Raw genomic sequence first — 23,569 nt, 5'->3', positions numbered from 1 at the left:
GAGCAAATCATGGCAGCATTAGGTTTGTCTGACTTGCAGTTTGCTTTAGCGGTAATTGGCCTGCTGATTTTGATATCAGTGGTCATTATTAATTTCAAATACGCTCGTGCACGTCGTAAGGCAAGAGCTGCTGGTGAATATTTGCTTGATGAGCGCTTCGCTCGTGAACCCTCTTTTGGTCAAGGCTTTGCAGATGCCGAAGATCGGTCTGAGCCTTCTTTTGGTGAGATAAATCTCCCTGTAGTTTCTGCTCCAGAAAGTTTTGCTATCGATCCAAGAATCGACTGCGTCATTACCCTTCGATTTGATGAAGGTATCAGCGGCGCTGAAATTCTGGAGGAAATGAAGTTATGGGGCGATGAGCCGTCCACCTCAACTGCGCACTGGATGTGTGAAGGCTTAAATGCCGATGTTGATGCTGCTGAAGATTGGGAGGCATTACGTCCAGAGGCATCCTATTCTGAGTTGCAGTTGGCGATTCAGTTGGCCAGCCGTCGTGGTCCGATTGGTGTCTTAGAGCTATCTGATTTTTGTTCGCGTGCACAGGCGCTTGCAGAAACACTAGGCTCCCAGATTGATATGCCGAGCGTTAATACCATGCTGGAGAGCGCCAAAGAGTTGGATGTCATGGCTGCAGAAAGTGATATTCAACTCAGTATCAACGTGCTATTTGATGAGGCAACTCCTGGCGCCAACTTTGATGCTTTGATGCGTAAAAGAGGCTTTAGACTTTCCCGCAATGGCCGCGCTTATGAGTTCTTTAGCAATGACACCCTTATTTTTACTAGTGCAGAGATTGACCTCAATGCACCTGTTAAGCAGCTCACCTTATTGCTTGAGGTGCCTTTGGTGTCTCGTGATGAGCGTGCTTTTGAGCGGATGCTAGGTGAGGGTATTGAGCTCGCCCAATCAGCTCATGGTCGTCTGGTTGACGACAACGGCATTAATCTGACTGAAGCTGCTGTGATTAGTATTCGTCAGCATCTAGATGTTTTGTATGCCAATCTTGAGAAGGGTGGCGTTCCAGCTGGCTCTTCTACTGCTAGCAGACTCTTTAGTTAAGGAATCCCTTTGCTGTCCTCTAGTCCGACAAATTTAGCGGATCGCTATGCATTCTTACAGGTCGAGTTAGCACGCTTAGAGCACGCTTACTATGCACTTGATAACCCAATAGTTCCTGATAGTGAATATGACCGACTGTATCGGGAGATGCTTGAGATTGAAGTTGCGCATCCTGAGTGGGTGACCTCAGATTCTCTTTCGCAAAGGGTAGGTGGCATCGCATTAAAAGAGTTTGATTCTGTCACCCATGTTGTACCCATGCTTTCCTTAAATAATGCCTTTGAAGATACAGAGCTCGTTGCCTTTGATCGCCGTTGCCGGGAAGGCTTGCATGTCGAGCAAGTTGATTATGCGGGCGAACTCAAGTTTGATGGCCTAGCAATTTCTCTTCGCTATGAGAATGGTTCTTTAGTCAGGGCTGCAACTCGAGGTGATGGTGCTAGCGGAGAAGATGTCACTGCCAATATCAAAACCATTCGGGCGATTCCATTAAAGCTGATTGGAGACAAAATTCCAGCGGTATTGGAGGTACGTGGTGAAGTCTTTATGTATCTCAAAGACTTCCAGAAAATGAATGAAACAGCGGCTGCACTGGGTGAGAAAGAGTTTGCAAATCCCCGTAATGCTGCCGCCGGCAGTTTGAGGCAGCTAGATTCTAAGATCACCGCTAAGAGGCCACTGTCTTTCTTTGCCTATGGTCTGGGCGCCCTAGACCCGCAATCCTGGCTACCAGCCACTCATGAAAAACTCCTTGATGCCTACGTAAAACTCGGTTTACCGGTTTGTGCGGAGCGCCGTGTTCTCAAATCGGTAGATGAGATTTTGGCCTTCTATAACGAGGTTGGCGCAAAACGAGATTCATTACCATATGACATCGATGGCGTGGTCTACAAGGTGAACTCATTTTCCGAGCAGGTTAAGTTGGGCTTTGTATCCAGAGCACCACGCTTTGCATTGGCGCATAAGTTCCCAGCTCAAGAAGCCCTAACTACAGTGCTCGGTATTGATGTGCAAGTAGGTCGCACTGGCGCTATTACTCCTGTTGCTAGGTTGGCACCAGTAGAGGTAGGTGGCGTCACCGTCACCAACGCCACTTTGCATAATGAGGATGAGGTCAAGCGCAAGGATGTGCGGATTGGCGATACCGTTTCAGTTAGAAGGGCTGGAGATGTGATCCCGGAAGTGGTTTCTGTAGTCAAAGAGCGTAGACCAGTAGATGCAACAGAATTTGTCATGCCCATTCGCTGTCCCGTATGCGATTCTCATATTGAGCGTTTAGCGGATGAGGCGATAGCACGATGTAGCGGTGGCTTATTTTGTGGCGCGCAACGCAAGCAGGCATTAATTCATTTTGCCCATAGAAGGGCATTGGACATCGAGGGTTTAGGAGAGAAAATTGTTGATCAGTTGGTCGATCACAATTTAGTCAGAACACCTGCCGATCTCTACCGCCTAGGATTTGCTGCATTGGCTAACCTTGAGCGTATGGGTGAGAAGTCAGCGGATAACTTGATCCAGGCAATTAACCAATCCAGAAATACCACCTTAGCCAGATTTATCTTTGCTTTAGGTATTCGTCATGTTGGTGAAACCACTGCAAAAGATCTGGCCAATCATTACCAATCAATGCATGCATTGATGGATGCCAGTCTTGAAAACTTACTGACCGTAAAGGATGTTGGCCCAGTAGTTGCCAGCTCTATCACCAGCTTTATGGAAGAGGCGCATAACCGAGAAGTAATTGAACAGCTACTCGCCTCAGGAATGCAGCTCACCGTTGAGGAAAAAATCATCAGTGCAGCAGTTGCTGGAAAAACTTTTGTGCTCACAGGCACTTTCCCAACGATGACTCGCGATGAAGCTAAGGACTTGCTTGAAAAAGCAGGCGCCAAAGTCGCTGGCTCGGTCTCCAAGAAGACCGACTATGTCGTAGCGGGAGCAGATGCTGGAAGTAAGCTTACTAAGGCAGAAGAGCTGGGTGTGCCCGTCATTGATGAAGTTGCCCTCCTGGAGTTGTTGAAGTAACGGTATTTATTAGTGCCCAATAGTATCAATCTCTCAAAAATCGCTTGATCGAGCCATTTCACAATCTGGTGCATTTTAATTATTTCTGTCATTAAGACCCTGTACAGTAACTAGAGTGGGGCTATAGCCCACCATAATTATGGATAGATATTGCCGAATGAAAAGAATTATTGTTGATCTGTTACGCCGTCTTAAGGCTGATTTGTTCGAGCAACACCAGTCTTCTGGTGTGAGCGATCAAGTAGGCTTGACCTCTAGTAATGAAGATCACTACGTTGCGCCCTTGGAATCGCCCCAAACTTTAGTGCCTGCCGATGACGTTCCAAGAAAAAGAAATATAGTAGTTAAGGGAGTGTCAAGTACCGCGCCAGAGACGCGATATTTTGAGATTCCTGATGGTGATAAATCACGAAGGATCGCATACACCATATCGGGTGATATGGATGCAGAAAATATCTTGTTGTGTTTACCGGGGCTGCTAGAAACGAAAAAAACATTTTTAGTTATTCATGCTTATTTTTTGAAATTTCAAAATTGCAAAATCATTAGCATTGACCTTTCGGGGAGGGGTGAGTCGGATAATCTCGATGATATTGATGTATATAAGATGTCCTCATACCTTTCCGATATTAGCCAGTTGATTCGTGGAATTATCTTGACCAGTGATAAGGTGCAGCCGAAACTGACGATACTGGGAACCAGTATGGGCGGAGTCTTGGCGATGTACTTAACGCAAATATTCGGTAAAAAAATTTACGAAATCATCCTCAACGACATTGCCTTGACTGTGAATTGGACATCTCTCTACTCGCTATATAAATCCATGAAAAATGAACTTGGTTTTCGAGAGGTGCGACAACTAGCTGAGGATCTCAAGGTTGATGAAAGAGCCATTTCGGATGTACAACTTGCGGGTCATTTTGATCTTTCTTACCGTGCGGATGTCTGGGGTATGAATTTCCACGAAGCGTTAGAGAGTTACAAGGGTAAAGTGGGGCTGATCTACGGAGGGCAATCCAAAATATGTACCCAGCAGCGTGTTGAGGAGGCTAAAAGCATTATTCCCAAACTAAGTACGTTTGAGGTTGCAGGCTCAGGTCATCCGGCACCATTTAATCTGCTAGTTTGTGGTTACATTCAATCTGAGATGGGCGTATGAACCATGGGTGGTATGGCTTTTCAGTCCTTAGGCAAGCGCTCTAGCCGGTATAAGCCATTTTTTAATTCAGCTAATATTTTTCTGATGTTGGAGCACACTTTTTGCTTACCTTCAAGCACCTTCTTCTCGGCGGCTGAATCTGGAATTGACCAGATGCAAAATGCAAGTGGTCAATTACTTGTAAGATAAATAGGGATCTTTTATTTCTTTAATGTCTAACTGTCCAAAGATAAAAGATTCTGAGCGAATCAATTCCCACTCTAAATCTTGAAAAATATTTTGATAGGGGCCGGAGAATTTTCTTGAGATTCCGTAGAAGATGTCGGTGAGCTCTTCTTCCATTGCCTCGGGCACCGTTTGTGAAAAATAGATTACCTTTTCACCATTGTAGGTTTCGCTAATGTTGGCGCCTTTAATGTCTGCAATACAGATTCCAATATCGGGATCATAATTCTTGATAAAACTAGGCTTGTAATTAGTGACTACCGAGCCCAGTTTCCAAACCAGGCCACACTTAATTTCCATGTCGCCATTTTGGAAGATTTCTCTATCGACAATGGAGCCAATTTCAAGAGGGATGATCTGGTATTGCATCTGGAAACTCCTTCATTTTTTGGAGCTTGGGTATTTGCGCATTTTTGCATTAATTTGTGACAATTGAGTGATGTAAAAAATACTTATTTGTCATTTACTCATGTTAATTTTCTTCATAGTTGAATTAATTGATGAGTATGAAAATGAATAAAGTTGAATTAATCGAACATATTGCGGCAGGAGCAGACATTTCCACGCTTGCCGCTGAGCAAGTTTTAAATTCTCTTATCAGTCGCGTCATACATGCCGTTTCTAGTGATGATGTCGTTCGGATAATTGGGTTGGGGTCATTTGTACCGAGTGAGCGTAGTGCCAGAATAGGTCGAAACCCTGTTAACGGTGCCGCGGTACTGATTCAGGCCAGTAGGGTAGTTAAGTTTAAGGCGGGCTCTGCATTTAAAGATGCTGTAAATGCGGGTCCACTCTAGTTTTTGCTTGAAGCACAAAGTGCGAGTGATGCTTTTGCGCATCGGAATGCCCTCAAATAGTCATAATTGGCATTCAGAATGAAATTCACGCTAAAAAATATTGGGTTTTGATGGCTATATTTACTAAAGGGATTATTTACGCACTACTGCTAACAGCCTTTTGGGCTAACTGCGCCGCAGCTGAGATTGCTCCTTATGATTTAAAAGTGTTTGTAGGTAGATCTGGTGCTGGTTTTCAAGTACAGGCAAGTTATCTAGTGCCGGTGAACGAGTGTGAGGCCTATGCTTTTTTGACTGACTACGAAGGGGCTAGGAATATTCCAGGCATCAGAGAATCCAAGGTCATTGATCGCGTTGGTAACAAGGTTCAAGTTGAGAGAATCGTAGAGGAGCGAGTCTTATTTTTTCCTATTAATCTGCGCTCAATTTTAGAGTTTTCTGAGGTGTCAGATAGGCGCCTTGACTTTACTCAGCTTGAAGGGGATGCCAAAGCCTATAAAGGAAGTTGGGTGCTTGAGCCTGAGAAAAATGGTACCCGCTTCAAGCACCACGCTACTTTTGAGCTAGAAACGGTCATTCCACTGTTTTTGATTAAGCATTTTTTAGAAAATAATACCAATAAGCGCTTTGAGTTGATGGCTGAGCGCGCAGCACAACAGCGACTTGAATCAAATTCAGGCTGTAAAAAATCTACCTTTTTGTAATGCCTCCAATTCCCTTGTTGTGATCAATGGATGTGGGCCCAGGACATAATAAATAATAGTATTGTGACAAAACTGTCATATAACAATCTTATATTGAATCAAATTGTTGTTGTATTAGATGAATCTATTGGCCCTCAATATAAGGAGCAGTAAATGAAAAAGATCGATATGCATGAATGGAACAAGCAAAAAGTAGAAGAGCTGTTTTCGCTCTCACATCAATTACTGGATACGGCAAAGCAGTTGGGTGAATACCATGCCGAAGAGTTACGCATTCATATGACACATGCAATGGATTTGGCTAAGAGCGCTGCCCAGAATGATTTAAAGAAATTAGAAGAGCTGCAAAAGAGTGCTGCTGTAGAAGCCAGGGAAAGAATGGTTGTTTACCATAAGAAAGCCAAAATTCTACTGAATAACTTGAGTAATGATGTTGCAGAAAAAGCTGAAAAGCATTTGGATAAGGCGCGAGATTCATTATCTGACTGGCTCGATGACGCTGAGCAGAAGATGCCTGTTGGCGGCGATAAATTGGCGAAAGTCGTGCGTGATATTTCTGATGCAGGGAGCAAAGCATTTAAAGAGGGCCGCAAGTTAGTAAATAATGCAATTGACAGCGCGGACCGTGCAATTCATCAGGTTACTGAAGCGGATGTTGCCGTCGAAAAACCTGCCGCTAAGCGTGCATCGGCTAAAAAGTAATTCGCTTTAGTATTATTTGCCCGCTTTGGGTCTATAACCCCAGTTAGAAATGACTGGGGCATTTGATTTGGATCAAATTAGCATACTGGATTAGTCTGCTCAGCCTTCATATTGTCATATTGCACAAGCAACATGAACCGTCAGTAATTTATCGGGAAATGAAGATGCTTAAAGGTAAAAAAGGAATTGTTTTTGGCGTAGCCAATGACAAGAGCATCGCATATGCCGTAGCCAAGAAGCTTGGCGAAGAGGGTGCCTCAGTAATGGCTTCATGCCTTAACCAAAAAGCCTATGACATTGTTTCCCCGGGATTATTGGTACTTGATATCCCCGTTCAGTCTTGCAATGTGGAAGACCTTGAGCAGTTAAAAACTTTTATTGATGATGCGGCGACACGTTTTGGCAAATTTGATTTTATCGTCCACTCCATTGCGTGGGCTCCTTTAGAGGATCTGCATGGCAAAGTGATTGATAGCTCTAGCGCAGGATTTTCTAGGGCTATGGCAGTTTCCTGTCATTCATTTGCAGAGATTGCCCACTTATGCCTTCCCTATATGAAGGATGGGGGCAGCATGGTAACAATGACTTACATCGGTGCTGACGAAGCGGTTCCTCATTACGGTTTAATGGGTCCAGTAAAAGCGGCATTGGAATCTTTGGTTCGATATATGGCATTGGAATTAGGGCCGCAAAAGATCCGCGTTCATGCTGTTTCTCCGGGCCCCATCTTGACCCGTGCTGCTTCTGGTATTGAAGAATTCGATGCACTTATGAAGCATGCCATTGAGAGGGCGCCTTTAGGTAGGCTAGTCACTACGGAAGAGGTTGCTAATTTAACCGCCTTTTTATGTGACGATGGCTCTAGTGGTATGACGGGGCAAACGATTTATGTAGATGGCGGTTGCCATGCGGTCGCATAGCCATGCTTCCAGAAAGTGCATTGGAAGATATTCGCTTAAATGAGGATATTCATGAGCTTAATAAGGAGATAGTGAGGTTGGCTTACTTTTTAAATGTAGATCTCGAGCGAGTTGATGTTGTTGATGAACTCTTAGAAAAAAATCTACCGGATGATCATGAGCATTTCTATAAGTTAGCCACCTTAAAAGGTCTCATCTTGCTGAGAGGCCACATACATCAATTAAGAGCGGAGCATGGTGTTCCTGATGGAAAGAGCCCCCTAGAAGAAGATATTTTTCAAAGACTCAATCTTGGTCATCACCATGCAGAGGAGTATTAATTCATTATGAAAAAAGCAATTTCAGTTGAAGCAGCGATTGCGCTCATTCCTAATGGCGCCTCTTTAATGATTGGTGGCTTTATGGGCATCGGCTCGCCCCATCGCATGATCGACGCTTTAGTAGCGGCTGGCACATCAAACTTAACCATTATTGCAAACGATACTGGTAAGCCTAACTATGGCATTGGAAAACTGATTTCTACCGGTCAAGTTAAGCACGTCATTGCCAGTCACATCGGTTTGAATCCAGAAACCCAGGCCAAAATGTTTAGCAAAGACATAACCGTTGATTTAGTGCCTCAAGGCAATTTGGCGGAACGTATACGTGCAGCAGGATTTGGTTTGGGTGGCGTATTGGTCCAGACCGGAATCGGCACACTAGTTGAAGAGGGTAAACGAGTCATCAATATTGATGGTGAAGATTGGCTATTAGAACTGCCCATCTTTGCAGATTTTGCACTCATCCATGCGCATCAAGCTGACTATCTTGGTAATTTAGCCTATCAACTCACTGCGACCAATTTCAACCCAGTCATGGCAATGGCTGCCAAAGTAGTGTTATGCGAGGCCAATGAAATCGTTCCTATTGGCATGATTTCTCCAAATGATGTCATCACGCCGGGTGCGATTGTGACCGAGCTTATATCAATGCCGCACAAGCACCACTAGGAAAGCAACTAATCATGACTACACTTTCGCCCAATGAAGTGATTGCCAGACGTGTTGCCAAGGAATTTTCAGACGGCATGTTGGTGAATCTAGGAATAGGACTCCCTACGCAAGTAGCTAATTACCTACCTAAAAATATGACTGTTTTTTTGTCAATCAGAAAATGGTCTCATTGGTCTTGGAGCACGTCCTCCTGAGGGCATGGAGGATGATGATTTAACTGATGCTGGGGGCACTCCCGTGATGGCGATACCCGGTGCCGCAAGAATTGACTCTGTCTTCTCATTCGGGCTGATCCGTGGGGGGCATTTGGATATGACTGTATTGGGTGGTCTGCAAGTAGATGCTCAAGGAAGATTGGCTAATTGGATGATTCCCGGCAAGATGGCTCCTGGAATGGGTGGTGCCATGGACTTGGTTTCAGGCGCCAAAAAAGTGATTGTCGCTATGCAGCATACCGCGAAGGGTATACACAAAATTGTTCAAGAATGCACCTTGCCTCTTACAGCCACACGACCGGTAAGTTTAATTGTGACTGACTTAGCAGTCATAGAGCCAACGCCTGAGGGCTTGGTATTAAGAGAGTTGGCTCCAGGTGTAACAGTGGATGAAGTTATCGCAGCAACCGGTACGCCCCTGATTATTTCAGAGGATATTCACGAAATGAATTTGGCGGGGGATTAAAGATAATGGACGCAATAGCTAGTATCAACGCGCTTCAATCAAGCTTTATTAAGACATGGTCTCTGGTTCATGGTGGTGAGTATGAGATCAGACCTATTTCGAGGGATGACCACGATGCGGTGCTAGACCTATTCCAGCACTTATCCTCACAAAGCCGATATTTTAGATACGCGCATGCAATGTCCACTCTGCCAGAAACTTTGTTAGAGCAAATCATTAGCTCCTCTACATCTGACGATTTTGCTTTAGCCGCCTATATCAAAAAAAATAGCAACGATCCAGAAAGCTTAGTGGGTATTTCTCGGTATGTTCGTGACGTTAATAGTACTAGGGGCGAATTTTCTTTATCGGTAAGTGATGATTACCATCACGAAGGAATTGGCTCCCATTTAATGCAAGGGATTTTAGATTGCGCCAAGCTCAATGGTTTATCTGAAATTTATGGTTATGTCATTAAAGAAAACCACGATATGTTGGTGTTAATGCGTCATCTAGGCTACGAATTACACACTGATGAAGACGATGCCAAGATATACATTGCCATAAATCAGACTGCTTATGTGGCTCACCTAAATCCAATGGTTACAACGGCTACATGAATTTGACATGTTTTAAACCTAGAGTAATAGGCCAACTACGAAGTTTCGATCCAGCGAGAGGCAGCAATGTTTGATTTTAGCCAATACAGTCCTATGAATTCTTATAAAAATATTCTCCAAAAGAATATGCATGCTGCTGAATTATCTCGTAAAGGACAAAAGCAATCCTTACATAAGATTTCAGAATTAAGTTCAATACATAATGAAAAGCTTCAAGGGATTATGCTCTCTGAATCTAATAAGCTTGAAAAGCTACTAGAAAAAACCAAAGAAAAAGCCGCCGCACTAATGACTTCAGAGCCAGGTGCTCTATGGGGCATGTGGCAGGAATATGTAACCGACTCTACCCAGCGTAGTGCGATGGTTTTTGAAACTCTGCGTAAGCGTGGCAATGTATATCTGGAGCATGTTGAATCGGGCATGCCCCCAGTTTTAGATTTTGGATACGAAGTCATTATTGATGGGAAAAACTTAAGCACTCCTGTGAATTACTTATTGCTTAAGGTCGCACCACCAAAAGGTGTTGTGATCGATGAGAAGCGCGCTCCAGTCATGATTATTGACCCACGCGCTGGTCATGGGGCAGGTATTGGCGGTTTTAAACCTGACAGTCAAGTGGGTGAGGCTTTTGCAGATGGTCACCAAGTGTACTTTGTTGCATTTAGACCAATGCCAGAGCCCACTCAAACGATTGTTGATGTGCGTGATGCTGAAATCGTATTCTTAAAACATATTGTTGAACAACATCCCCATTCACCAAAACCAATTGTGGTTGGGAATTGTCAGGGCGGTTGGGCCGCTATGTTGTTGGCAGCGGCAGTTCCGGATCTGATGGGCCCAATTGTGCTTAATGGCTCCCCAATGTCTTATTGGGCAGGTAAGGTTGGAGATAACCCCATGCGTTATACCGGCGGTATGCGGGGTGGTGCAATGTCTGCCTTAATGCTAGCGGATATGGGAAATGGCTTGTTTGATGGCGCAAACTTAGTGGCCAGTTTTGAGACCTTAAACCCAGGCAATAGTTTCTTTGGAAAATATTACAACTTATATTCCAATGTTGATACTGAAGCTCAACGATTCCTGGATTTTGAAAAGTGGTGGGGTGGCTATTGCTGTATGACTGAAGCTGAAATGCGTTGGATTCTCGATAATTTATTTATTGGCAATAAATTGGCGACGGGTGAGGCTATCCTGGGGATGGAGCGAGTCGATCTCAAAGTGATTAAATCACCAATCATTGTCTTTGCATCTCATGGCGACAATATTACGCCGCCACAACAGGCATTAAATTGGATTCCTGACTTATACGCCAGCGTAGAAGAGATCAAAGCTCGAGGTCAGCGAATTGTGTACATGCTGCATGACACAATTGGACATCTAGGCATTTTTGTCTCCAGCGAAGTGGCTGGTCGTGAACACGTGGCGATTACGGATACCGTGCGGGCGATTGAAGCCTTATCACCTGGGCTTTATGAAATGAAGCTAGATGATGAAGAAGACCGCGTACATATTCGGTTTGAGCCGCGTGGAATGGGTGATATCTTAGCTCTAGGTGATGGTAGAGATGATGAGGAGTTATTTACTGAAGTAGCTCAGATGTCCAATATCAACACTGCAATATACGACCGTTTTGTCCGTCCTGCGATTCAAAATATGTCGACTCCTGAAACTGCGGTCTTGATACGTGAATCTCATCCACTGAGAACGCAACGGGTTATCTTCTCTGATAAGAATCCGATAATGCCGATGTTAGATAGGGCCGTGGAAACCATTACCCAAGATAGAAAACCCGCTAGCAAAGATAATCCTTTCATCATGGCTGAGAAGGTTGGTAGCGAATTAATCGAGACTCAGCTCAACATGTATCGAAGCATGCGCGATTCCATGACAGAAACTAGCTTCTTTTCTATCTATACATCGCCTTTGATCAAAGCCATCATCAGCCCTAAAGATTCTGGCTTGCCAAAACACTCAATGGTCGATGTGCGTCAATTACCTGAAGTGCTTAAGGCATTGGCTAATGTAGATCGGGGTGGACTGGCTGAAGGCGTTGTTCGTATCCTGCATTTATTAAATGAAGCACGTGGATATGTTCGTAGAACACGATTAGAGCGTGAGTTGATTGCCTTGGGGCATTCAAAATTATTCCCAGATATGGATCATGAAGATATTGTCAAGATTGTTCACCAACAAGCCTTGATTGTTGACTTGGAGCCTAAATTAGCGATTGATTCTCTTCCAATTTTGCTTAAATCAGCCGATAGCCAGAAGAAGGCCTTAAAGCTAGTGATGGATATTGCGGGACCTCGCGATACCATGCACCCATTTGCTTTAAAAATGTACGGGCAAATTGAAGATCTGCTACATCATCAGAAGGCTCTTGCTGATGAAGCGCCCCTGAAGGATGCAGTGGCTATTGAAGAGTTCGATTCTAGGGCCGATTAATCATGAATGCACCTGTGAATGGCTTGAAGAATCGGACTTGGCATGAGCTGAAGATAGGGGATCAAGCCTCTATTGAGAAACGTGTAACTGCTCGAGACCTATTCTTGTTTGCCCATGCCTCAGGTAATATGAATCCGCTGAACATTCCCCATCTTGATGTTCAAAATGAAGGAAGTACATCAGTTGTTGCGCCATCTATCTGGATCGGATCCCTTATTTCCAGCGTTTTGGGTAATATCCTTCCTGGGCCAGGGACCTTATACCGCTCACAGAATTTTGAATTTATGGGAAGGGCACACGTTGGTGATCTTTTGAAGATTGCCGTGACTCTTATCGAAAAGCGGGAAAGTCCCGGTGCTGTATTTCAAACTACCGTTTCAGATATTAATGGAGTCTGCATAGCATCTGGAACGGCCATTGTTGATGCTCCATTGGAGAATGTGTATCTCGGGCCTAATGAGCTGCCGGCTTTGCTCATGGGTGAGTACGATCATTTCGATCGACTCATTGCTGAGGCTAAAAAACTTGATCCGATGCCCACAGCAGTCGTTTGTCCTGATGATGCTATGTCATTAGCGGGAGCATTTTTAGCAATGACAGAGGGTTTAATTAAACCGATTTTAATCGGATCACGACAAAAAATTCAAAGTGCAGCCGAAGAAGCTCAATTAGATATCTCGAGTATTGAGCTAATTGATATTGCCGATCATAAGCTAGCTGCTGCTAAAGCTGTTGAGTTAGTGCATCAGCAAAAAGTAACGGCGATCATGAAAGGTAACCTCCATTCAGATGAACTGCTCTCCCAGGTGGTTAAAAAAGAGGGGGGGTTAAGAACCTTGAGGCGCATCTCCCATGTATTTGTTTTGAATGTTGCAAGCTTAGAGCTGCCTCTATTTATTACGGATGCTGCCATTAATATTGCCCCGGATTTGCCTACTAAAGTGGACATCATTCAAAATGCGATTGAACTGGCTAGAGCGTGTGGCATAGTTTTTCCATACGTGGCAGTGCTCTCTGCTGTTGAAACAGTTAGCTTTAATATCCCATCCTCAATGGATGCTGCGATCTTGGCCAAAATGGCAGATCGCGGTCAAATTACTGGAGGCTTGGTTGATGGACCTTTGGCAATGGACAATGCTATTGATGTTGGTGCAGCCAAAACAAAGCACCTTACCTCACCAGTAGCCGGCAAGGCACAAATATTGGTTGTCCCCAACCTAGAGGCCGGAAATATGTTGGCTAAAGAGTTAACTTTTATATCGCATGCGCAACCTGCCGGCCTAGTTTTGGGTGCTCAAGTACCGATCATGTTGACCAGTCGCGCTGATAACGAACTCGCTAGATTGGCGTCTTGTGCTTTGGCACAGCTTTATCATGCGTTTCAGCTAAATGGATATTCAAGTTTTAGCTTGAGTAACGCCAAAGTTTAAGGCTGTTCATCATGGATACTCATGCAGGTTTACATAGCCAAGCAATTCTTACCATCAATGCTGGCTCCTCATCCATTAAGTTTTCCTTATTTCTAGTTCCCCAGCTCAATCAAATCATTGCCGGTCAGATCGATGGAATTGGTGGTGAAGCTCGCATTAAGGTGAAGTTGGCTTCCAAAAATACTGACGAAACCATTATTTTGCCAAATGGCTCTCGACCACAGAATCATCGTGAGGCCCTATCTTTCTTGATTGACTGGTTACATCAGTTTGCAAAAGATGTTGACGTGATTGCAGTGGGGCATCGTGTTGTTCATGGTGGCCAAAAATATAGTGCACCCACTTTAATTACGGATGCAGTAATGAAGGACTTGGATGCGCTGATGGTGCTTGCACCTCTACATGAGCCCCATAATCTCGCGGGCATCAGGGCCACGCAAGAGAGTTTCGGTGGAATTCCGCAAATTGCTTGCTTTGATACTGCCTTTCATCGCACTCATAAGTTTGTAGATGATTGTTATGCAATTCCACGATATTTCTATGAGCAAGGAGTCTGTCGTTACGGTTTCCACGGGCTCTCTTACGAATACATTACCGACCGTTTAATTCATCTGTTTCCGAAGGATGCCAGAAAAAAAGTGATCATTGCGCATTTGGGTAACGGCGCATCTATGACGGCTTTACATCATGGCGACTCCGTTGCATCCACCATGGGTTTTTCATCTTTAGATGGGCTGCCAATGGGTACCCGCTGTGGGGAAATAGATCCTGGTGTATTGCTTTACATGATGCAGCATGAAGGTATGGATGCCACTGAGATTGCGCGAGTTTTATATCAAGAGTCTGGTTTAAAAGGACTATCGGGTGGGCTTTCGAATGATATGCGCATACTAGAAAATTGTGATCTTCCAGAAGCAAAAGAGGCTATTGATTATTACGTCAAAGAGGTCAAGCGAGAGATTGGCGCATTAACTGCGCTGATGGCCGGTTTGGATGTGGTGGTCTTCACTGGCGGCATTGGAGAGAATTCTGCTGTGATTCGGGGTAGAGTTTTAAGGGAGATGGCTTGGATTGGCATTGATTTAGACGAGGCCAGAAATCTCGATGGTGAAGTCATTATTTCATCGGATTCCTCAAGGGTTTTATGTTTAAAAATCCATACAGATGAAGAGCGGGTAATTGCCAAGCATACACTTGAACTAAGTGATAATAGAGTTGTGAAAAATAAAGTGAGTAATATATGAGTCTATATAACGATATCCTCAAGAAGCTAAAAAAAACTGGGATGCTCAATCTAATGGAGTACAGAGAGTTATCTAGAAAAGAGATAGATAATTTAGGCGACGATATTAGGTATTGGTGCACCTATGGAGATGGTAAGTTGGAAAAAATAGGCAAAGAAAAGAAAGAAAAATGAAGTGGGCCTAAACTCGGTAGGTTCATCTTTGAGGTTTAGAGTATCGATCGTATATTGAGCGGACAATTAGAAAATGGGCTCAAAATCTTTATTTCTCTTACGTCACGCAAAAGCAGTTACTGGGGGAATTTTGATTCCGGATAAAGATAGACCTCTATCTGATAAAGGGGTTAAGGATATTAGTAAGCTCGCTAGCAAGCTGTCAAAAAAAGGCCTTGATATTGAATTAATCATTACAAGCCCATCAGTTCGCACAATCACTACAGCGCAAATTATTTTAAAGGGATTAAAAATTTCGCATTCGCATTTAGTGGTTAACGATGCGCTATACGATGCTGAGGCAATGAACTTATTAAAAGTCATTTCTTCGGTTTCAAAAAAGATCGATAAGTTAATGATCGTGGGGCACAATCCTAGTTTGATGAGTTTGGCATCCTATTTAGCAGGTGAGCCTATCTCATTGTCGACATCTTCTTTAATTAAGTTTTCATTTGATTTTAAAGAGTGGCATGATATTTTCACAAACAGGACATCAAAATTTAGCTTTTTAAATTAAACAAACTTCTTAGACAGCACCCTCATTACATACTCTTAATTAAATAATGCCCACTAACAGCAGTGAATTCGAAATAAAGTTTCTCTTTCCCAGCGATAAGCTTCAGGCTATTGAAAAGTTTATTATTTCGAAGGGGGGTATTCGCAGGCAGCATTTACAAGCTATCTATATTGATACTCCTGATTTTTTACTGACTAAGGCAGGGGTCGCCTTTCGCTTGCGAAAAGAAGGCAGGCAATGGATTCAGACCCTAAAGGTTTCTACATCCAACCCACTTGAACGGCTTGAGCACAATGTTACTTTGAGTGTGGTGGGTAGTGCGATTCCCCATTGGGATATAGGGCTTCACCAATCTCACGAGGCTGGTCATCTTTTAAAGAAGCGCCTCTCTAAATTGCAAACTAAAGATCTTCAGGCTTCTTATCAGACGGATATATGGAGACGAAAAGCCTTGGTAAGAACCCGTCAAGGCTTGGTTGAGTACGCTTTGGATTTGGGGTTCATTCAGGTAAATCAGCCCACTGGCATGACTAAGACCGTCGTTCAGGAATTGGAGATTGAATTAAAAGAAGGGCCCTCTAGTAACGTCCTCCTTCACGCACAAAATATTATCAAGCGGTATAAGGCCTACATTGATACGCGAAGCAAGTCTGAGCACGGTTACTTATTGGCACGCAATCTCCAGGCAAGCCCTCCGGTGCGAGCTAAGTCTGTCTCCCTTAAAAAGATTCACGGTGATATGGCAGCTATCAATTTGTTGATTCACTCCTGCTTGAGTCAGGTATTACCAAATCAAAGCGTCCTAAATTCTGAAGCCCTTAACCCCTCCGAATATCTTCACCAGTTACGGGTCGGGCTAAGGCGCTTAAAGGTTCTATTCAAGTATTTGGCAAGACACAATATTTTTATTGGCGAAGAAGGTCTGGAGGTTTTTAAAAAGACTTTTGATGCACTTGGTCAGTATCGGGATAGTGATTACCTGACTGGCACCTTGAATCCTGTGCTCCTATCTCTCGGTGGGCCGGAGATCAAGCTGAGTGCCATTCAGGATTTGCCCAATCCATCTCATATCACTCGAAATGCTGAGTTCCAGCTTTTATTGATTGAGTTGATGTCTCTTGGGACTCCTCCAATTGTTGAGGCTGTAGAAGGCAAAGACGCTCAAGAGAATTCCGCCGCGATTAAAAAGACTGCAGTGAAGTTGTTAAATAACACTTTTCATTTTGTAGTTGATCGAGTGCCGAGATTTGCTGTATTAGAGGACGAAGAAATTCATACTTTACGAAAAAAAATGAAATTCATGCGTTACTCGCTTGAGTTTTTTAGGGACTACTGCGATAAAAATCAATATCGTAAATTCTTTAAATCCATCTCAAGCACGCTTGATCATTTTGGCTTGTTTAATGATATTTGTGTATCCATTAGTCGAATTGAAGGTTTGACTGAGGGCGATCCAACCCTACTATTTGCTCTTGGCTGGCTCAAGGCCGAGCGCCAACGCGTTCGTTCTTTGTGTGAGAAAAGCATCAAAAAGCTGATTCAAAGTGAGTTAGCTTGGAAAATCTAGCGGATTTTGCAAAAACTACAGTCTCGAACTTAGGTCCCGAGCGCCTCTAATAAATCTGTCTCTAGCAAGATCTGTAGCTTAGGATTTTTACTCAGATTGGCGGCATCCAAGAGGAATACGTCTTCTACTCGTTCGCCCAAAGTATTGATGCGAGCGGTATGTAATGAAACCTGGTGTTTTGCTAATACTCTGGAGATTGCATAGAGAAGTCCTGTCCGGTCACTTGCTGAGAGGGAGAGGGCATAGTAATGACCACGCTCATCCGGAGTCATATGTACTCGTGGCTGAATAGGGAAGGTGCGAGATTGCCTTGAGAGGCGACCCATGCTGGGTGAGGGCAGGGGATCGTTATGTTGTAGTGCGGCCGTAAGTTCGTACTCCACCAGCTGAATAAGGTCTCGATAGCTACCACCTTCATCCACCAAATTACTGCCGGAGATCTGGAAGGTATCCAATGCATAGCCATGTCTTGTCGTATGAATGCGCGCATCCCAAATGGAGAATCCATGACGCTCAAAGTAGGCGCAAATTCTGGCAAATAAGTCTTCCTGGTCTTTGACGTACACCGCAATCTGCAGGCCTTCACCGACAGGGGAAAGGCGAGCTCGAACTACCGGAGTATCACTATCCACCTTATTAAATAGATGGCGTGTGAGCCAGGCAATATCAGCAGCATCTTGTCGCAAGAAAAATGCGACATCTAATTTCTTCCACAGATTATCGTAGGCATCATCCTCAATGCCATAAAGTCGTAACTTAGTGCGTGATTCTTCTTGATGCTGTGCGAGCTCTGAAGAGGCGTCTGGCTTCGCACCACCGAGTACACGCAGAGTGACGCGATAGAGATCCTCTAGCAACTTGCCTTTCCAGGCATTCCACACTTTAGGGCTGGTACCGCGTACATCAGCAACGGTGAGTAGGTAGAGAGCAGTGAGATGGCGCTCATCGCCCACCTTTTTAGCAAAAGCTTGCACGACTTCTGGGTCGGTAATGTCTTGCTTCTGAGCTACTTGGCTCATGTTTAGATGTTCTGCTACCAACCAGATTAAAAGCTCTGTATCCCTCTTACCTAGGCCGTGATCCTTGGCAAACTTGCGTATGTCCGCTTTGCCAAGTTCAGAGTGGTCACCACCACGTCCTTTGGCAATATCATGGAAAAGAGCGGCAATAACTAATAGCCAAGGCTTTTCAAAATGAGCTATGAGGCTGCTGCAGAATGGAAATTCATGGGTATGCTCAATCACCATAAAGCGGCGAATATTGCGCAGAACCATCAAGATGTGCTGATCAACCGTATACACATGAAATAAGTCATGCTGCATCTGGCCAACAATTTTTCTGAAGGCGGGTAAGTAACGCCCCAATACGCTTGAGCGATTCATGAGCTGGAATGCGCGACTAACGCCTTCTGGCTGTTTAAGTATTTCAATGAAGAGCGCCCGATTAACGGGATCTTTGCGCCATTTGCTATCCATTTTTTGGCGTGCGTTATATAAAGCTCTAAAAATAGTTGCGGACAAACTTTTGACGTTAGCTGTTTGTGCAAAAACCAAGAAGGTGCGCAGAATCTGCTCTGGATGTTTCTGAAACAACTGAGGGTCAGTAATATCTAGGACGCCTTGACGCTCAATAAAATTTTCATTGCCCTCTCCAGCAATGGCATGCGTCGTTTTAGATTCTTGAGGAAAGAGTAGCGCTTCAATATTTTGTAATAGGACATCGTTTAATTGACTTACCGCTTTGGCAGCCCAATAGTAGCGACGCATGATGGCTTCGCTGGCCAGCCTTGAAGATTCTTCTTTAATTCCCATGGCGGCAGCCAGAGCCGTTTGCAGGTCAAATGCCAGGACATCTTGCCTGCGTCCGGCAAGTAGATGTAAGTTTGCGCGCAGGGTTTCTAAAAATCGTTGATTGCGATTGAGTTCGGTTAACTCACGTTGAGTAACCAGGCCTGCCAGACTGAGATCTTTAAAAGTGCCACCTAAATGCGCTGCTTTGCTCACCCAAGTAATCACCTGCAAATCACGTAATCCGCCAGGGCTTTCTTTGCAGTTTGGCTCTAGTGAATAGGGCGTATCTTGATATTTGTAGTGACGCTGTATTTGCTCTGCTAACTTAGCCTGAAAAAACGACTTTGGATCCAAAGTCTTCTCGTAAGTAGCTTCAAATTCTTTGAAGAGTGACTTCTTGCCGCAGATCAGTCGTGATTCCAGTAGGGAGGTGCGCACGGTAATGTCTTGCTCTGCTTCGGAAACGCACTCAGCCACCGTTCTAACGGAGGAACCAATCTCTAAGCCGGTATCCCAGCATTGCGCTACAAACTTTTCAATCTTGCCTGCTAGAACTTCTTCAAAGTATTGCTTATCCGCTGGCAGCAGAATCAAAATATCAATATCAGAATAAGGAAAGAGTGCCCCTCGACCAAACCCGCCCACTGCCACTAAGGCGGCATCTGAGTTCAGGTCGCAAGAGCTCCACAAACTCATCAGTAACTCATCGCTGAGCTTACTCAGTTGCTTCGTCAGTCTGCCAACAACTTGATGCTCACGAAAATCCACATAAGCCAACTCACGTGCAGCTCGTAAGCTAGCAATATCTACAATAGGCTTGGAGCCTGAGAGGGATTGACTCATTAAGCTTCAGATGGTTAAGCGGTAGCTTGGCTTGATCTAAACGAAAGACCTTTAACGCAATCCGGTATCGGATTACTTCCTTCCGACCAGGTGAGCACTTCTACGCCAGTGGCGGTTACCAAAAGTGTGTGCTCCCACTGAGCAGACAAGCTACGATCTTTAGTCTTTACAGTCCATTGATCCGGCATAGTGCGAATGTCACGTTTGCCAGCGTTAATCATTGGCTCAATCGTGAAGGTCATTCCCTCTTTAAGTTTTTCACCGGTACCGGGACGTCCATAGTGAAGAATTTGCGGATCTTGATGAAAGACTTTGCCAATACCGTGGCCACAATATTCACGTACTACGGAGTAGCCTGCATTTTCAGCATGGGTTTGAATCACGTGGCCAATATCACCTAGTGATGCACCGGGCTTGACTTGCGCAATGCCGAGCCACATACACTCAAAGGTAATTTGAGTCAGACGCTTTGCGAGCACAGATACTTCGCCCACCATAAACATACGGCTGGTATCGCCGTAGTAGCCGTCTGGCGTAATTACGGTGATATCGAGATTAACGACATCACCTGTTTTCAGAATTTTCTCACCAGGAATGCCGTGACAGATCACATCATTCACCGAGGTGCAGATGGACGCTGGAAAGGGCGGGTAGCCTGGCGGCTGATAGTTCAAGGGTGCCGGAATGGTCTTTTGGACATCACGCATGTATTCATGGCAGATGCGGTCCAGCTCACCAGTGCTGACGCCTGCCTTGATGTGGGGCGCTACATGATCAAGAACTTCACTGGCTAAGCGGCCAGCTTCGCGCATCCCTTGGATGTCTTTTTCGGCGGTAAATACACTATTCATGCCTTGATTATCAACGACTTGGGGGTTTTTGGCAGAGGCGTAATGCCTAAATAATAGGCAATCTGCCCCATTAGACCGTCTACAAGAGTACTTTTACCCCTTAACCCCCAGTCTGAAACTGGGGTAGGGCTGGCTAGACCATTGATATTTAAGCTATAATTTCTTTCTCAGGTCAATTTTGATCTGAAATCGCGGGTTGAGCCTTCCAGGGTGGCGTTTTTTAGCGCAGCTAGGACTCAATCTTAGAAACTAACCCTTAGGAGAAGTTATGTCAGTAACTATGCGTCAAATGCTGGAAGCCGGTTGCCATTTTGGTCACCAAACCCGTTTCTGGTCCCCAAGAATGGCCCCTTATATTTTCGGCCATCGCAATAAAATTCACATTATCAATTTGGAAAAAACATTGCCAATGTTTCAGGATTCCCTGAAATTTGCAAAACAAATTGCTGCCAATCGTGGAACTATCTTATTTGTTGGTACAAAGCGTCAATCTCGCGAGATCATTGCTGAAGAAGCTGCTCGTGCTGGTATGCCTTACATTGACAGTCGTTGGTTGGGCGGTACGCTCACCAACTTTAAAACTGTTAAAGGTTCCCTCAAGCGTTTGAAGGACATGGCAGTTGCTAAAGAAGCTGGCGACTGGGAAAAGCTTTCTAAGAAAGAAGCTTTGACTAACGATCGTGATCTCGACAAATTGCAAAAAGCGCTTGGCGGTATTCAGGATTTGAATGGCGTTCCTGATGCAATTTTCGTAGTGGACGTTGGTTATCACAAGATTGCTATTACTGAAGCGAACAAGCTTGGTATTCCTGTTATCGCTGTAGTCGATACCAACCACTCACCAGAAGGTGTTGATTACATCATCCCTGGTAACGATGACTCAAGCAAAGCTGTTCTTCTCTACGCTCGCGGCATTGCTGATGCAATCCTCGAAGGCAAATCCAATTCTGTTCAAGAAATCTTGGCTGCCGTTAAAGAAGGCGAAGAAGAGTTTGTTGAAGAAGGGAAAGCTGAATAATGGCCGCTATTACCGCTGCAATGGTTGGCGAGTTACGCGCCAAAACTGATGCTCCGATGATGGAGTGCAAAAAAAGCATTGACTGAGGCTGATGGCGATATGGTTCGTGCAGAAGAAATTCTGCGCGTAAAGCTCGGTAGCAAGGCTGGTAAGGCTGCATCCCGCGTTACTGCTGAAGGTATTGTTGCTTCATTTATCAGTGGCGCTAATGGTGCCTTGCTCGAAGTGAACTGCGAAACTGACTTTGTTTCCAAGAACGATGACTTCTTGGCGTTTACTGATGAGTGCGTGAAGTTGGTTGCTGAAAAGAATCCGGCTGATGTTGCTGCATTGCTTGCATTACCAATGAACGGTCAAACAGTGGACGAGGTTCGTAGCGCATTGATCGGTAAGATCGGCGAAAACATCATGCCACGTCGCTTTAAGCGTTTTGCTGATGGCGGCAAGTTGGTTTCTTATCTCCACGGCACTCGTATTGGTGTCATGGTTGAGTTTGAGGGCGACGAGACTGCAGCTAAAGACGTAGCAATGCACATTGCTGCAATGAAGCCAGTGGCTTTGTCGATGGCTGATGTTCCTGCTGAAGCAATTGCTGTTGAGCGTAGTGTTGCCGTTCAAAAGGCTGCTGAATCTGGCAAACCACCAGAAATCGTTGAGAAGATGGTTGAAGGTTCTGTTCAGAAGTACCTCAAAGAGGTGTCTTTGTTGAACCAGACTTTCGTTAAAAACGACAAGCAATCTGTTGAGCAAATGCTCAAGGCTGCCAATACAACAATCAAGGGTTTCACCATGTTTGTTGTGGGCGAGGGCATTGAGAAGCGTCAAGACGACTTTGCGGCTGAAGTTGCTGCTCAGGTTGCCGCTGCTAAAGGCGCTTAATTAGCTCCAATATTGCTGGGCTTACCCAGTAAGGCTGTAATCCTCAAAAGGGCACGGGAATCTCGGTTTCCGTGCCCTTTTGTTTGATCTGCCCCAAGCCCTTTATAATTTGAGCAAGATATTAAAAAGTACTTAAAGATCAATAAGCTAAGCGAGTAAATTGCTTGGCACATTACGGAAAATAAAACGATGCCAGCCTACAAACGTGTTCTCTTAAAACTTTCTGGTGAAGCCCTGATGGGCGATGATGCTTTTGGTATCAATCCAGTCACCATTGATTCTATGGTGAAAGAAATTGCCGATGTGGTGAATAGCGGTGTTCAGTTAGCGATCGTAATTGGTGGTGGCAATATTTTCCGTGGAGTAGCGGGTGGTGCGGCCGGTATGGATCGCGCTACAGCTGATTACATGGGAATGCTTGCAACCATGATGAACTCCTTGGCGCTACAAGATGCTTTACGTCAAAAAGGCGTTGAGGCACGCGTGCAATCCGCTTTAAGAATGGATCAGGTGGTTGAGCCCTACATTCGTCCTCGTGCGATCCGCGCTTTGGGTGAAGGCAAAGTGGTGATCTTTGCAGCTGGCACAGGAAACCCCTTCTTTACTACCGACACCGCTGCCGCATTGCGTGGCGCCGAGATGGGTGTGGAGATCGTACTGAAGGCTACTAAGGTCGACGGTATTTACAGCGCCGACCCAATGAAAGACCCAACGGCTACTCTGTACAAAACTATTACCTTTGATGAAGCCATCATTAAAAACTTACAGGTCATGGATGCAACTGCGTTTGCGTTGTGTCGTGATCGCAAATTACCAATCAAAGTATTTTCGATTCTCAAGCCCGGCGCCTTGATGCGTGCAGTTCGGGGTGAGTCTGAAGGTACTTTAGTACACGTTTAATAGGAGG

Annotated in this window: 20 protein-coding genes and 2 pseudogenes; 19 read left to right on the top strand and 3 right to left on the bottom strand. The window is 44.7% G+C overall.

Annotation, left to right across the window (positions count from 1 at the left end; genetic code table 11):
- Positions 1-9 precede the first annotated feature (9 nt).
- The 3 genes from CBI30_RS08965 (at position 10) to CBI30_RS08955 (ending at position 4,246) form a co-directional block, all read left to right on the top strand.
- Positions 10-1,062, top strand: coding sequence for a cell division protein ZipA C-terminal FtsZ-binding domain-containing protein (locus CBI30_RS08965; protein ID WP_088527963.1), 1,053 nt, complete (start codon positions 10-12; stop codon positions 1,060-1,062).
- A 9-nt stretch (positions 1,063-1,071) separates the two neighbouring features.
- The gene (ligA, locus tag CBI30_RS08960; RefSeq protein WP_088527962.1) at positions 1,072-3,087 is read left to right on the top strand and encodes an NAD-dependent DNA ligase LigA; all 2,016 of its coding nucleotides are present in this window, start codon (positions 1,072-1,074) and stop codon (positions 3,085-3,087) included.
- A 157-nt stretch (positions 3,088-3,244) separates the two neighbouring features.
- A complete protein-coding gene (locus CBI30_RS08955) occupies positions 3,245-4,246 on the top strand; it encodes an alpha/beta fold hydrolase (protein ID WP_161492289.1) in 1,002 nt (333 codons plus the stop codon).
- A gap of 174 nt (positions 4,247-4,420) precedes the next feature.
- Here CBI30_RS08955 and CBI30_RS08945 read toward each other — a convergent pair whose 3' ends face one another.
- Positions 4,421-4,840: a hypothetical protein gene (locus CBI30_RS08945; RefSeq protein ID WP_088527959.1), complete on the bottom strand. Its 420-nt coding sequence runs from the start codon at positions 4,838-4,840 to the stop codon at positions 4,421-4,423.
- A gap of 137 nt (positions 4,841-4,977) precedes the next feature.
- On the opposite strand from CBI30_RS08945, the gene CBI30_RS08940 reads away from it, so the two are divergent.
- From CBI30_RS08940 to CBI30_RS08880, 13 genes and pseudogenes are all read left to right on the top strand, one after another.
- On the top strand, positions 4,978-5,268 hold the full coding sequence (locus tag CBI30_RS08940; protein ID WP_240553552.1) for an HU family DNA-binding protein: 291 nt from the start codon (positions 4,978-4,980) through the stop codon (positions 5,266-5,268).
- 110 nt (positions 5,269-5,378) lie between these two features.
- Complete coding sequence (locus CBI30_RS08935) at positions 5,379-5,972, top strand: SRPBCC family protein (protein WP_088527958.1); 594 nt, start codon at positions 5,379-5,381, stop codon at positions 5,970-5,972.
- A gap of 153 nt (positions 5,973-6,125) precedes the next feature.
- Positions 6,126-6,674, top strand: coding sequence for a phasin family protein (locus tag CBI30_RS08930; RefSeq protein ID WP_088527957.1), 549 nt, complete (start codon positions 6,126-6,128; stop codon positions 6,672-6,674).
- A gap of 158 nt (positions 6,675-6,832) precedes the next feature.
- On the top strand, positions 6,833-7,594 hold the full coding sequence (locus tag CBI30_RS08925) for an enoyl-ACP reductase FabI (protein ID WP_088527956.1): 762 nt from the start codon (positions 6,833-6,835) through the stop codon (positions 7,592-7,594).
- 2 nt (positions 7,595-7,596) lie between these two features.
- Positions 7,597-7,914: a hypothetical protein gene (locus CBI30_RS08920; protein WP_088527955.1), complete on the top strand. Its 318-nt coding sequence runs from the start codon at positions 7,597-7,599 to the stop codon at positions 7,912-7,914.
- 6 nt (positions 7,915-7,920) lie between these two features.
- Entirely contained in the window at positions 7,921-8,583 is a 663-nt protein-coding gene (locus tag CBI30_RS08915) for a CoA transferase subunit A (RefSeq protein ID WP_088527954.1), read from the top strand.
- 14 nt (positions 8,584-8,597) lie between these two features.
- Positions 8,598-9,267 (top strand): annotated as a pseudogene (locus CBI30_RS08910) (3-oxoacid CoA-transferase subunit B).
- Positions 9,268-9,272: 5 nt separating this feature from the next.
- Positions 9,273-9,866, top strand: a complete 594-nt coding sequence (locus tag CBI30_RS08905; RefSeq protein WP_088527953.1) for a GNAT family N-acetyltransferase — start codon at positions 9,273-9,275, stop codon at positions 9,864-9,866.
- Positions 9,867-9,932: 66 nt separating this feature from the next.
- The gene (locus tag CBI30_RS08900) at positions 9,933-12,311 is read left to right on the top strand and encodes a DUF3141 domain-containing protein (RefSeq protein ID WP_088527952.1); all 2,379 of its coding nucleotides are present in this window, start codon (positions 9,933-9,935) and stop codon (positions 12,309-12,311) included.
- 2 nt (positions 12,312-12,313) lie between these two features.
- Positions 12,314-13,741, top strand: coding sequence for a bifunctional enoyl-CoA hydratase/phosphate acetyltransferase (locus CBI30_RS08895; RefSeq protein ID WP_088527951.1), 1,428 nt, complete (start codon positions 12,314-12,316; stop codon positions 13,739-13,741).
- Positions 13,742-13,752: 11 nt separating this feature from the next.
- Entirely contained in the window at positions 13,753-14,985 is a 1,233-nt protein-coding gene (locus CBI30_RS08890) for an acetate/propionate family kinase (RefSeq protein ID WP_088527950.1), read from the top strand.
- Positions 14,986-15,231: 246 nt separating this feature from the next.
- Positions 15,232-15,714, top strand: coding sequence for a SixA phosphatase family protein (locus tag CBI30_RS08885; protein ID WP_088527949.1), 483 nt, complete (start codon positions 15,232-15,234; stop codon positions 15,712-15,714).
- A 46-nt stretch (positions 15,715-15,760) separates the two neighbouring features.
- Positions 15,761-17,281: a CYTH and CHAD domain-containing protein gene (locus CBI30_RS08880; RefSeq protein ID WP_088527948.1), complete on the top strand. Its 1,521-nt coding sequence runs from the start codon at positions 15,761-15,763 to the stop codon at positions 17,279-17,281.
- A gap of 29 nt (positions 17,282-17,310) precedes the next feature.
- Here CBI30_RS08880 and CBI30_RS08875 read toward each other — a convergent pair whose 3' ends face one another.
- Entirely contained in the window at positions 17,311-19,914 is a 2,604-nt protein-coding gene (locus CBI30_RS08875) for a [protein-PII] uridylyltransferase (protein WP_088527947.1), read from the bottom strand.
- Between the two features lie 14 nt (positions 19,915-19,928).
- Positions 19,929-20,765: a type I methionyl aminopeptidase gene (gene map, locus CBI30_RS08870; RefSeq protein WP_088527946.1), complete on the bottom strand. Its 837-nt coding sequence runs from the start codon at positions 20,763-20,765 to the stop codon at positions 19,929-19,931.
- Between the two features lie 268 nt (positions 20,766-21,033).
- On the opposite strand from map, the gene rpsB reads away from it, so the two are divergent.
- The 3 genes and pseudogenes from rpsB (at position 21,034) to pyrH (ending at position 23,562) form a co-directional block, all read left to right on the top strand.
- Positions 21,034-21,783: a 30S ribosomal protein S2 gene (rpsB, locus tag CBI30_RS08865; protein WP_088527945.1), complete on the top strand. Its 750-nt coding sequence runs from the start codon at positions 21,034-21,036 to the stop codon at positions 21,781-21,783.
- A pseudogene (gene tsf, locus CBI30_RS08860) lies at positions 21,783-22,662 on the top strand (translation elongation factor Ts). The gene rpsB and the pseudogene tsf overlap by 1 nt, the downstream one beginning before the upstream one ends.
- Positions 22,663-22,851: 189 nt before the next feature.
- Positions 22,852-23,562, top strand: a complete 711-nt coding sequence (pyrH, locus tag CBI30_RS08855; protein ID WP_088527944.1) for a UMP kinase — start codon at positions 22,852-22,854, stop codon at positions 23,560-23,562.
- Positions 23,563-23,569 lie beyond the last annotated feature (7 nt).

The organism is Polynucleobacter aenigmaticus (assembly GCF_002206635.1).
In the GTDB taxonomy this organism is placed as follows: Bacteria; Pseudomonadota; Gammaproteobacteria; order Burkholderiales; family Burkholderiaceae; genus Polynucleobacter; species Polynucleobacter aenigmaticus.
Note: the sequence above shows the minus strand (reverse complement) of the source record. Positions and strands in the feature narration are given on the sequence as shown.